This window comes from Devosia neptuniae (assembly GCF_025452235.1).
Classification (GTDB): domain Bacteria; phylum Pseudomonadota; class Alphaproteobacteria; order Rhizobiales; family Devosiaceae; genus Devosia.
The window spans coordinates 444,848-455,150 of sequence record NZ_CP104965.1; the positions used below are offsets into that span (position 1 = coordinate 444,848).

10 protein-coding genes and 1 pseudogene are annotated in these 10,303 nt (G+C 64.4%); 4 read left to right on the forward strand and 7 right to left on the reverse strand.

Annotation, left to right across the window (positions count from 1 at the left end):
* The first annotated feature begins 98 nt into the window (after positions 1-98).
* Positions 99-653: a bifunctional adenosylcobinamide kinase/adenosylcobinamide-phosphate guanylyltransferase gene (cobU, locus tag N8A98_RS04680; protein ID WP_113119653.1), complete on the forward strand. Its 555-nt coding sequence runs from the start codon at positions 99-101 to the stop codon at positions 651-653.
* 126 nt (positions 654-779) lie between these two features.
* Here cobU and cbiB read toward each other — a convergent pair whose 3' ends face one another.
* The 5 genes and pseudogenes from cbiB to cobA all read right to left on the reverse strand — a co-directional run bounded on the left by cbiB (position 780) and on the right by cobA (position 6,738).
* Complete coding sequence (gene cbiB / locus N8A98_RS04685) at positions 780-1,745, reverse strand: adenosylcobinamide-phosphate synthase CbiB (protein ID WP_262169560.1); 966 nt, start codon at positions 1,743-1,745, stop codon at positions 780-782.
* Positions 1,745-3,208, reverse strand: coding sequence for a cobyric acid synthase (locus tag N8A98_RS04690; protein ID WP_262169561.1), 1,464 nt, complete (start codon positions 3,206-3,208; stop codon positions 1,745-1,747). Before N8A98_RS04690 ends, cbiB begins: the two co-directional genes overlap by 1 nt.
* Before the next feature lie 759 nt (positions 3,209-3,967).
* Positions 3,968-4,612: pseudogene (locus N8A98_RS04695) on the reverse strand (cobyric acid synthase); the annotation flags it as partial.
* A 7-nt stretch (positions 4,613-4,619) separates the two neighbouring features.
* A complete protein-coding gene (locus N8A98_RS04700; protein ID WP_262169562.1) occupies positions 4,620-5,915 on the reverse strand; it encodes a cobyrinic acid a,c-diamide synthase CobB in 1,296 nt (431 codons plus the stop codon).
* Positions 5,902-6,738 (reverse strand): uroporphyrinogen-III C-methyltransferase, encoded by an 837-nt coding sequence (gene cobA / locus N8A98_RS04705; RefSeq protein WP_262169564.1) that lies wholly within the window; start codon positions 6,736-6,738, stop codon positions 5,902-5,904. The genes N8A98_RS04700 and cobA overlap by 14 nt, the downstream gene beginning before the upstream one ends.
* A 76-nt stretch (positions 6,739-6,814) precedes the next feature.
* Between cobA and N8A98_RS04710 the strand changes: the two genes are divergently transcribed.
* Positions 6,815-7,540, forward strand: a complete 726-nt coding sequence (locus N8A98_RS04710) for a cobalt-precorrin-6A reductase (RefSeq protein ID WP_262169565.1) — start codon at positions 6,815-6,817, stop codon at positions 7,538-7,540.
* Here the strand turns inward: N8A98_RS04710 and N8A98_RS04715 are convergent.
* Positions 7,477-7,977, reverse strand: coding sequence for a cobalamin biosynthesis protein (locus N8A98_RS04715; protein WP_262169567.1), 501 nt, complete (start codon positions 7,975-7,977; stop codon positions 7,477-7,479). The genes N8A98_RS04710 and N8A98_RS04715 overlap by 64 nt on opposite strands.
* A gap of 271 nt (positions 7,978-8,248) precedes the next feature.
* Here N8A98_RS04715 and N8A98_RS04720 point away from each other — a divergent pair, with 271 nt between their 5' ends.
* Positions 8,249-9,142 carry a cation diffusion facilitator family transporter gene (locus tag N8A98_RS04720; RefSeq protein WP_262169568.1) on the forward strand — a complete coding sequence of 298 codons (894 nt, stop codon included), beginning with the start codon at positions 8,249-8,251 and terminating at the stop codon, positions 9,140-9,142.
* A gap of 43 nt (positions 9,143-9,185) precedes the next feature.
* Positions 9,186-9,662 (forward strand): hypothetical protein, encoded by a 477-nt coding sequence (locus N8A98_RS04725; RefSeq protein ID WP_262169570.1) that lies wholly within the window; start codon positions 9,186-9,188, stop codon positions 9,660-9,662.
* A 27-nt stretch (positions 9,663-9,689) separates the two neighbouring features.
* Here N8A98_RS04725 and cobO read toward each other — a convergent pair whose 3' ends face one another.
* Positions 9,690-10,298, reverse strand: a complete 609-nt coding sequence (gene cobO / locus N8A98_RS04730) for a cob(I)yrinic acid a,c-diamide adenosyltransferase (protein WP_390888828.1) — start codon at positions 10,296-10,298, stop codon at positions 9,690-9,692.
* Between the last annotated feature and the right edge of the window lie 5 nt (positions 10,299-10,303).

The window sequence follows — 10,303 nt, forward strand, 5'->3', positions numbered from 1 at the left end:
TGCTGGCATGGCCTGATTGCAGCAATGGCGCAACCCCATCGCCGCTGAGGCTTTGTGATTCTGAACGGGGTGGGCGGACGGCACGAAGAGGAGCCGAAATGACACGACATGTATTGGTGCTGGGCGGCGCACGCTCGGGCAAAACCGGCTTTGCCGAGCGGCTGGCGCTGCATGGCGGGGTCAAGCCCGCCTACCTGGCGACAGCCGAAGCGTTGGACGGAGAAATGCGCGACCGCGTCGCCAGTCACAAGGCCGTGCGCGGCGAGCGCTTTGCCACGATCGAAGAACCGCTCAAGCTGCCCGACGCCCTGATCCGCGCTTCCAAGGACCATGACGTGATTCTGGTCGATTGCCTGACGCTATGGATCACCAATCTGCTGCTCGCCAATGAGGATGTCTCGAGCGCCGTCAGCGAACTGGGCGCCACGTTGATCCAGCTCAAAAGGGCCAAGGTCATCCTGGTCAGCAATGAAGTGGGGCTGGGCATCGTGCCCGACAATGCCATGGCCCGCACCTTCCGCGACCTGGCCGGCGCCGCTCACCAACGCCTCGCCGAAATCTGCGACGACGTCTATTTCGTGGTCGCGGGCCTGCCCATGACCCTCAAGGGCGAACCGCCGGAACAGACCCCGACGCATATCCACGAGGCTTGAAGCGCGGCTTGGCGGGCACTCGATCCTGCCCCAAAAGTGGAGAGATCCCTCCCCCTATCAGGGGGAGGCTAGGAGGGGGTACTCCGATGCTCCATACCGGGCACAAGTTTCAAAATCGCGTGCCCCCTAGGCCCCTAATGCTATCGTCAACGCTAACAGTCCGCTCACCCCAAGCAGCACATTGAGCACCATAGTGTACAACGTGAGCGCACGGGTAATGTGGTAGCGGCCGAGCCGCCTATCCCCGTTACCCATCGTCGGCAGGTCGACCAGCTCGCCATCGTAATGCCTTGGCCCGCCAAGCGAAAATCCCAGCGCCCCAGCAAAAGCGGCCTCCGGCCATCCCGAGTTCGGCGACTTATGCCCCCGCGCATCCCGCCTTGCCGCCCCCCACGCCTTGGAAGGGCTGGCATCGGGCATAAAAAAGCAGGCAATGGTCACCAAAACCGCCGACAGCCGGGCGGGGATAAAGTTTACCACATCATCCAGCCGCGCCGCCGCCCAGCCATAATCCCGATAGCGCTCATTGAGATGCCCGATCATGGAATCGGCCGTATTGATCGCCTTGTAGAGCACGATGCCGGGCAGCCCGAGCAGCACCAGCCAGAACCACGGTGCCACCACCCCATCCGAAGTGCTTTCGGCCAGCGTCTCGATCGCGGCGCGGGAAACACCAGTCTCATCAAGGGCTTGCGGATCGCGCCCGACGATCTGGCTGACCGCCTCGCGCCCCGCCGCCAGTGAAATACCCAGCGCATCCGCCACCGCCTCGACCGCCCGGCCCAGTTCCTTCTGCGCCAGAAACGGCGTCGCCAGCAGCATTTCAAGCAGCCAGCCCAGCGGAATGGATCGCGTGACCTGCTGCACCAGCAACGCCCCCGCCAGCGCCACCAGCAGCAACAAAGCCAGCGACACGACCCCCGCCAGTTTGCGCTGCGACGCCGTCCGGCTGGCCGTGTTAGTGCGTTGTTCCATATAGGCAATCAGCCAGCCAAACCACATGACGGGATGCCCGATCCGGGCGGTCAAAAGCGGCGGATAGCCCACAAAACGTTCGAGCAGCAGGGCCAAGGGCGGGATCAGGAAAAACATCAGGCAAGGCTCACAGGTTCAGCCAGCGCCAGCAGCGCATCGATATCGAGATGGGTTTGGAGGTGAAGCGCCAGATCATCCAGCGCCCGCTCGACCCCAGCCTCATAGCCGAGATCAGGACTGGCGGCATTGCCCAGAAAGGCCCGGCGGAAGCCATCGGCGGCGAAGAGACCATGCAGATAGGTCCCCGTCACCAGCCCATCGGCACTCACCGCCCCCTCCAAAGCCCCGGAAATGCTGGCAAAAGCCCGCTGACGGTCGGCACCCTCGGTGACGCCCATATGCATGTGATAGCCGCTGATCGGCAGCCCGGAGGCGGTATGAATCGCTTGTTCGACCCGCAACTGCTTGACCGGCTCCAGCGTGGTTTCCACATCGAGCAGGCCCAGCCCCGCACTGACGCCGGGCTCGCCCTCGATGCCATCGGGATCGGCGATGGTCCGGCCAAGCATCTGATACCCCCCACAAATCCCCAGAATGCGGCCGCCAGCGCGGTGATGGGCCAGCAGGTCAATGTCCCAGCCATTGGCCCGCAAAGCCGCCAGATCGCTGCGCGTCGCCTTGGAACCGGGCAGGATGACGAGATCGGCATCGCGCGGGATAGGTTGGCCCGGCTCGACCAGCACAAGATTGACGCCCGGCTCGGCGCGGAGCGGGTCGAGGTCGTCAAAATTGGCAATGCGCGGCAGGCGCGGCACGGCGATGGTAAAACCGCCAGAAGCCCGGGAAACATAGCTTTCGAGCGCCAAAACATCCTCGGCGGGCAGCTTGGCAGCGTCGGCAAACCAGGGCACGGGGCCAAAGCAAGGCACGCCGGTACGCTGGGCGATAAAGTCGATACCCGCCGCGAACAGCGATGGATCGCCCTGGAATTTATTGACCAGAGTGGCCCGGATCAGCCCGGCATCGGCCTCGCCGATCACCGCGAAGGTGCCGACAATCGAGGCAATGACGCCGCCGCGATGGATATCCCCGATCAGTACGACCGGCAGTTCGGCGGCCTGGGCGAAGCCGAAATTGGCGATGTCATTGGCCCGCAGGTTGACCTCTGAGGCACTGCCGGCGCCTTCGACGATGACATAGTCACAATCGGCCGCCAGCTCCTGAAAAGCCGCGAGAACCTCGGGCATCAGCTTACCCCGCTGCGCCCAATATGCCCGCGCAGACATGGACGCCCGCCGCTGCCCCCGCACCACCACTTGCGAGCCGGTTTCCTGCTCCGGCTTGAGCAAAACCGGGTTCATCGCGGTGATAGGTTCACGCCGCGCCGCCCGCGCCTGCAGCGCCTGCGCCCGGCCGATTTCGCCGCCATCGGCGGTGACAGCAGCATTGTTGGACATGTTCTGCGGCTTGAAGGGGGCCACCCGCAGCCCACGATTGGCCAGCACGCGGCACAGGCCCGCCACCAGCAGCGACTTGCCGACATCAGACCCGGTGCCCATGAACATCAATGACTTGGCCATGACAGGCTTATGCCGCATCAATCACGTGGGCGTAAGACCCCATCACCCTGCCGATCACCGCACCCATCGGCGGGACGGTGGGGTCTTACGCCCGTGACCCCGGCCATGGACTTATCGTAACCAAGTCATTGATGTTCATGGGCACCAGGTCTGATGTCGGCGGGTCTTGCTGTGGCCGGAGCCTGTACACGTGCTGGCCAATGAGCTGGGTGGCTGGGGCTATGTCAACAATGCTGCTGTCTGCCGATGAGCGAAATCAGCCGGAACAGCGAGCACCGAGCAGCCACCGTGAGCCTATCACCACGATGAACCCGGTTTTGCTCCAGGCCGGGCGGGGGGCTCGGCTCGCAGGCGTGGTGGTGCCGGGGCACATCTGTCTGCGCGGGCATGACAGGCACCGGCGGGGATGGTGACCCGCGGGTTCGCGGCTTTTCGGGGGCTGGCGGCCGATTGGCGTTGCTGTCGTCGTCGAGCACCGGCGGTGCCTCAGAGGCTCAACCTGCAGACCCGTGACATCGCCAATTTCGGCTCGCCCAACCTGGAGCTTACTGATCGCGGGGATATCCGGCATCGCGGCGGCGTCGATACCTCGATTATCGGCACCTTCGCGGTGATCGGCGGACCGGTGCCGGGCTGATCCCGAGGCCCGCTCCTGGTCCAGTGGAATTCCGAGACGATCCGCCGCTGTTCGCGGCGAGGTATCGACTGTCGCCAGCGCCACCGGCGTGCTGCCCAGCGGCCCCCGTTGCCCTGGTTCCGACGCTGGGCGATAAAGTCGATACCCGCCGCGAACAGCGATGGATCGCCCTGGAATTTATTGACCAGAGTGGCCCGGATCAGCCCGGCATCGGCCTCGCCGATCACCGCGAAGGTGCCGACAATCGAGGCAATGACGCCGCCGCGATGGATATCCCCGATCAGTACGACCGGCAGTTCGGCGGCCTGGGCGAAGCCGAAATTGGCGATGTCATTGGCCCGCAGGTTGACCTCTGAGGCACTGCCGGCGCCTTCGACGATGACATAGTCACAATCGGCCGCCAGCTCCTGAAAAGCCGCGAGAACCTCGGGCATCAGCTTACCCCGCTGCGCCCAATATGCCCGCGCAGACATGGACGCCCGCCGCTGCCCCCGCACCACCACTTGCGAGCCGGTTTCCTGCTCCGGCTTGAGCAAAACCGGGTTCATCGCGGTGATAGGTTCACGCCGCGCCGCCCGCGCCTGCAGCGCCTGCGCCCGGCCGATTTCGCCGCCATCGGCGGTGACAGCAGCATTGTTGGACATGTTCTGCGGCTTGAAGGGGGCCACCCGCAGCCCACGATTGGCCAGCACGCGGCACAGGCCCGCCACCAGCAGCGACTTGCCGACATCAGACCCGGTGCCCATGAACATCAATGACTTGGCCATGACAGGCTTATGCCGCATCAATCACGTGGGCGTAAGACCCCATCACCCTGCCGATCACCGCACCCATCGGCGGTAGCGCCTGGCCGGTCGCGTCGGTAGCGGCAAAGAGCGGCGTCAGGCGGGATTGTTTGGCCGAGGAATAGTGGAATTCGTGGCCGTGCAACTGCCCCGGCCAAGGCAGCGCCCCGGCATGCACCAGCCGCCGATAACCCAGCGTGCGTTTTGGCCTGTCGATGCGGGTGGTGACGGGCAAGAGGCCCGCCATGGCGTGGCTTTGGCCAGCCTTGTCCACCAACGCCTCGCCCAGCACCATGAAGCCCCCACATTCGCCATAGATCAGCGCATTACGATCCCGCGCCGCGACAAGGCCGGTCTTGAATATGTCGGCGGCGGACAGAGTGGCGCCATGCAATTCGGGATAGCCGCCGGGCAGGAAGACTGCGTCGGAATCAGCGGCGGGAGCCTCGTTGGCGAGGGGGGAGAAGAAGCTGAGTTCGGCCCCCATGGCCCGCCAACCATCGAGCAGATGGGGATAGAGGAAGGCAAAGGCCGCGTCTTGGGCGATAGCGATGCGTTGGCCCAATGGCGGGAGGGACGGCGCCGGTTCAGTGGCCTCGGGCAAGGGGGCGGCCAAGGCGCGCAGGCCGTCGAGATCGACATAGTCGCCGACCATTTCGGCGGCGGTGTCGAGGAAGGTCTCGAAGGCGGTGACTTCGCCGGGTAGCACGAGGCCGAGATGGCGTTCGGGCACGGCCAGGGCCGGATTGCGCGGAATGGCGCCCAGGCAGGGAATACCGGTGGCGGCCAGGGCTTCGACCAGCATGCGCTCATGTTTCATCGAAGCGATGCGATTGAGGATGACACCGGCGACCCGCACGCCGACGCGCCAATTGGCAAAGCCTGCGACCAGCGGGGCGACGGACTGGCTTTGCCGGTCGGCATCGACCACGAAGATAACGGGCAGATCTAGTAATTCAGCAAGGTCGGCGGTGGAGCCAAAGCCATCGGCGGCGGCGTCGAACAGGCCCATGACGCCTTCGACCAGCAGGAGTTCGGCGCCCGTTGCCTGGACCGAGGCCAGATGCTTGAGGCGGGCGGGGCTCATCGACCAGGGATCAAGATTGACCGCCTCGCGCAGGGCGGCGCGGGTGAGAAAGGCGGGGTCGATATAGTCGGGACCGGTTTTGGCCGGCGCGACAATGACGCCCCGGCGACGCAAGGCAGCGAGCAGCCCGAGCGTGACGAGTGTCTTTCCCGAACCCGAGCGGGGGGCGGCGATGACGAGGCCCTTAGCCAAAGACATGGTTCCGGGCGCTGTGCACATACCAATCCAGCGTCTGGCTATAGGCACCGACGGGGCCGAGCACGATTATGGCCGGCGTGGGCACGTCCGTGAGGCTCGACGCGTCGGCCAGAGTGGTCGAGATGGCGGATTGCTGGGGCGTGGCAACGTGGGAGACGATGGTCAGCCGGTCGTCGGTCGCACGGCCGGCGGCGATCAGCTTTTCGGCGATGGAGCCCAGATGCTTGACCGCCATATACATGACGATGACCGGGGCGGCATTGGCGATGGCGCCCCAATCGACGCCCTGTGGTACGGCGCCGGTATCGTCATGGCCGGTGAGGAAAACCACGGCATGGTTGGTGTCGCGATGGGTGACGGGAATGCCGGCATAGGCCAGCCCGCCCAGGCCCGAGGAAATGCCGGGCACGATGCGGAAAGGCACACCGGCCCGGGCCAGGGCACCGGCCTCTTCGCCGCCACGACCGAACATGAAAGGGTCGCCGCCCTTGAGGCGCAGCACGCGTTTGCCGGCCTTGGCCAGGTCTATCAGCTGCAGCGAAATGTCGGCCTGCTTGGGCGAAGGTTTGCCGCCCCGCTTGCCGGCAAACAATAGCTCCGCGCGGCGGGGCGCCATGGCCAGCAGGGCATCGGAAACCAGCGCGTCATGCACGACCACATCGGCCTGGCCGAGGCCGTGATAGCCCAATAGCGAGACCAGGCCGGGGCCGCCGGGACCAGCGCCGACGAGCCAGACTGTGCCGGGTTCCAGCGGGGGGAAATCGGCATTGTCGAGGGCGGCGAAATGGCCCTTACGGCGGGGGCGGGTGATCCAGTCAAACATTGGGAAGGCTCGGCGCTTGAGCCCTGGGGGCGAAATGGGCAGAGTGGGGCGGAAGCTGTGGGATAAACAAAAGACTATGAAAATCCTGATCCTGGGCGGAACGGCGGAGGCGCGGGAGCTGGCCGATCGGCTGGTGGCCATGGGGCACGACGTCATCACCTCGCTGGCGGGGCGAACGCAAGACCCCAAATTGCCCAAGGGCGATATTCGCATGGGCAAATTCGGCGGCATCCCTGGGCTGTGTGCGTATCTGCGGGCGGCGGGTATTGAGCGGCTGGTGGATGCGACCCATCCTTATGCCGGGCTGATGTCGATCAATGCCGTCGCTGCGGCGCGGGCCACGGGTATTGCGCTGGTGCGCTATATGCGGCCGGCCTGGGAGCAGAAGCCGGGCGCCGATTGGCTGACCGTGGAAACGGCGGCCGAGGCGGCAGCCGCCCTGCCCCACAATGCCGATGTGCTGCTGACCACCGGGCATACCGGGCTCGAACACTTCTTGCAGCGCGACGACTGTCAATTCGTGGTGCGCACCATCGAGGCCCCGGCCGAACCGCTGCCGCGCTTTGCCAGCCTGTTGCAATCGCGGCCGCCCTATAAACTGGCTGATGAAATGGCGCTGATGGAGCGCGAGGGCATAACTCATCTGGTCACCAAGAATTCGGGCGGCGGGCAGACTTCGGCCAAGCTCGAAGCAGCGCAAAGGCTGGGGGTCAAGGTGATCATGATTGCCCGCCCCGCCTATGGCCCGGCCCGGGAAGTATCGAGCGTAGATGACGCCATTGCGGCGCTCGAACTGGGGTAAAGCGCGGCGCTGCCGAACTGGGCGAGGTCGAAATCGGGGCCGCAGGCGGCAAGGGCGCAGGTGGCGTGGGCCGATTTGCGCTTGCCGAGCAGGAGTGGTCCGGCGGCGGCGGCGACCGCTTCGGCAACGGCGGGTAGGCCGATATGAGCGAGGACGCTTGGGGATGGCGCGGCAGGAGCCAGGTCGGCATCGCCCAGCAGGCGCAGCGGAACGTCGAAATGCTCCGCTGCAGCGTATAATGGCTGAACGTCATGCTTGCGCTGATGGGAGGCTATCGCGAGTAGCGCCGCTGGAGGCAGCCCCGCCTCGGCCAGGCACGCATTGATCAGGGCGATGATCTCGCTGGAGGTCGCGGCACTGCCGCAACCGATGCCGGCAATAACCTTCTGCTGGTTCGGCACGGCTCTCGCGGGCTTTCGCCTCTCGCCAATCGTCATAGTCGCCTCTTTGCAGCTCTGGACTTGGTCCCCGATTTGGGTCGACCGCACCAGACTGTGTTTCAGTTCCGTGCTGGGGAACGCTGCGCTGCTCCGGTTCTAGGACGGGGGAAGCGCGTGGTCAATCAATGGCTTGGCCGTGATCGCCGATACATCGGAATGCTTCTGAAAATGATTTGCAAATACAATGGGTTGCGCCCGTTGGGCGGCGGCGTTATGTGCAGAAACCAGCTGCTGCTTCGGCGCAGCACGATCAGGGCAGAACTCAATCATGACCAATCAACGAACGCTGGCTGTGGCCGGGGCGAGTCTTGTTATCGGGTTGATTGTGCTCGGGCTCAAGGGACTGGCCTGGCAGATGACCGGTTCGGTAGCGCTTTACTCGGACGCGCTGGAATCCATCGTCAATGTGGTGACGGCAATCGTCGCATTGATCGCGGTGCGGCTGGCGCAGAAGCCGGCCGACGCCGCCCTGCCCTATGGCTATCACAAGGCTGAATATTTCTCGGCGGTGATCGTGGGGGTGATGATTATCGTCGCGGCGATCCTGATCGTGCGCGAGGCCTATTTCGGGCTGATGGCGCCGGAAATGCCCGATGCGCCGGTCGAGGGCCTGATGATCAGCGGTGTGGCAACGGTGATCAACCTGGTCTGGGCCTATGTGCTGATCCGCTATGGCCGCAAGGTGCGCTCGCCAGCGCTGGAGGCTGATGGCAAGCATTTGCTGACCGATGTGATTTCGACTGTCGGCGTGCTGGTGGGGCTGGTGCTGGTGTTCACCACCGGCTTTGCGCCGCTCGATTCGATCCTGGCGGGCCTCGTGGCGCTCAACATCCTGTGGTCGGGCTGGGGCGTGATCCGCGACAGCGTGGGCGGGCTAATGGACGTGGCGGTGCCGCCCGAAACGCAGAAGGTGATCCGCGAGGTGATCGCGGGCAATGCCGAGGGCGCCATCGAGGCCCATGATATCCGCACGCGGCAGGCGGGCAAGATGACGTTCATCGACTTCCACCTGGTGGTGCCGGGGCTGATGAGTGTCGAGGCGGCGCATGCCATTTGCGATGGGATCGAGGCCAAGCTGCGCGAGGCGGTGGAGGATGTGATGATCACAATCCATGTCGAGCCCGAGGAAAAAGCCAAGCATAACGGGATCGTGGTCGTCTAATGTGATCAGGGCCTTGGCCCGCTACGCGCGAAAGAAGTCACACATGCGAATCCTGATTGTTCTGCTTGCCCTTATCACTCTTCCGGTGTCCGCCCAGGAACTGGGCTGGGGCCGCTATGACAATGCCCGCTTTGGTTATACCAGCGAAATCCCGCCCGGCTTTTCCGGCTATGGCGAAAGCGACAATGGCGACGGGCAGATCTTCGACAATGCCGGCAAGGCCCAGGTGCTATCGTTCTGGGGCGCCAATATCACGGCCGAGGATTTCGAAGCCGAAGTGGCCGCCCGCATGGGCTATGCCGAGCGCGACGGCTGGAACATCGCCTATCAGGCAACGACATCGTATTGGGCCAGTTTTTCCGGCGTCATGGGGCAACGCATGTTCTATACCCGGATGATCGCGCTATGCGACGGGCTGAGCTATGCGGCGATGACCGTGCAATATTCGGCGGCTCAGGCAGCGGATATGAAGCCGCGGGTGGAGCGGCTGGTGGCGGGGTTCCGGGATTTGGGATGTTAGGGACACCCCCTGCTCTGTAGCTCCTAGCTAAAACTCGATGCCCGCCTGTGCTTTCACGCCGGCCCGGAAGTGGTGCTTGATTTCGGTCATTTCGGTGACGAGGTCGGCGATTTCGATCAGCTCGTCCTTGGCGTTGCGGCCGGTGACGATGACGTGTTTGTCAGCCGGCTTGTCCTTGAGGAAGGCCACGACTTCCTCAAGCGGCAGATAATCGTAGCGCAGGCAGATATTGAGCTCGTCGAGCAGGACCAGCTTGTAGGCGGGATCGGCGATCAACAGCTTGGCCTGTTCCCAGGCGGCACGGGCGGCGGCGAGGTCGCGCTGGCGATCCTGAACATCCCAGGTGAAGCCTTCGCCCATGGCGTTGATGGTGACCAGCTCGGGAAACTTGAGCAGCACGTCGCGCTCGCCGGTGTCCCAGGCGCCTTTGACGAATTGCACCACACCCACTTTCATGCCGTGGCCAATGGCACGGAACACCATGCCGAAGGCAGCGGTGGACTTGCCCTTGCCCTTGCCGGTGTGAACGATCAGCAGACCGCGCTCCTCGGTCTTGGTGGCGAGGATCTTGTTGCGCGCCTCCTGCTTTTTCTTCATTTTTTCAGCATGATAGGCGTTGCGCTCCGCCTCGCTCATCAGGT

Coding starts and splice junctions, on each gene's coding strand:
- cobU (WP_113119653.1), top strand. CDS start 99: ATGACACGACATGTATTGGTGCTGGGCGGCGCACGCTCGGGCAAAACC.
- cbiB (WP_262169560.1), bottom strand. CDS start 1,745: ATGTTTTTCCTGATCCCGCCCTTGGCCCTGCTGCTCGAACGTTTTGTG.
- N8A98_RS04690 (WP_262169561.1), bottom strand. CDS start 3,208: ATGGCCAAGTCATTGATGTTCATGGGCACCGGGTCTGATGTCGGCAAG.
- N8A98_RS04700 (WP_262169562.1), bottom strand. CDS start 5,915: ATGTCTTTGGCTAAGGGCCTCGTCATCGCCGCCCCCCGCTCGGGTTCG.
- cobA (WP_262169564.1), bottom strand. CDS start 6,738: ATGTTTGACTGGATCACCCGCCCCCGCCGTAAGGGCCATTTCGCCGCC.
- N8A98_RS04710 (WP_262169565.1), top strand. CDS start 6,815: ATGAAAATCCTGATCCTGGGCGGAACGGCGGAGGCGCGGGAGCTGGCC.
- N8A98_RS04715 (WP_262169567.1), bottom strand. CDS start 7,977: ATGACGATTGGCGAGAGGCGAAAGCCCGCGAGAGCCGTGCCGAACCAG.
- N8A98_RS04720 (WP_262169568.1), top strand. CDS start 8,249: ATGACCAATCAACGAACGCTGGCTGTGGCCGGGGCGAGTCTTGTTATC.
- N8A98_RS04725 (WP_262169570.1), top strand. CDS start 9,186: ATGCGAATCCTGATTGTTCTGCTTGCCCTTATCACTCTTCCGGTGTCC.
- cobO (WP_390888828.1), bottom strand. CDS start 10,298: ATGAGCGAGGCGGAGCGCAACGCCTATCATGCTGAAAAAATGAAGAAA.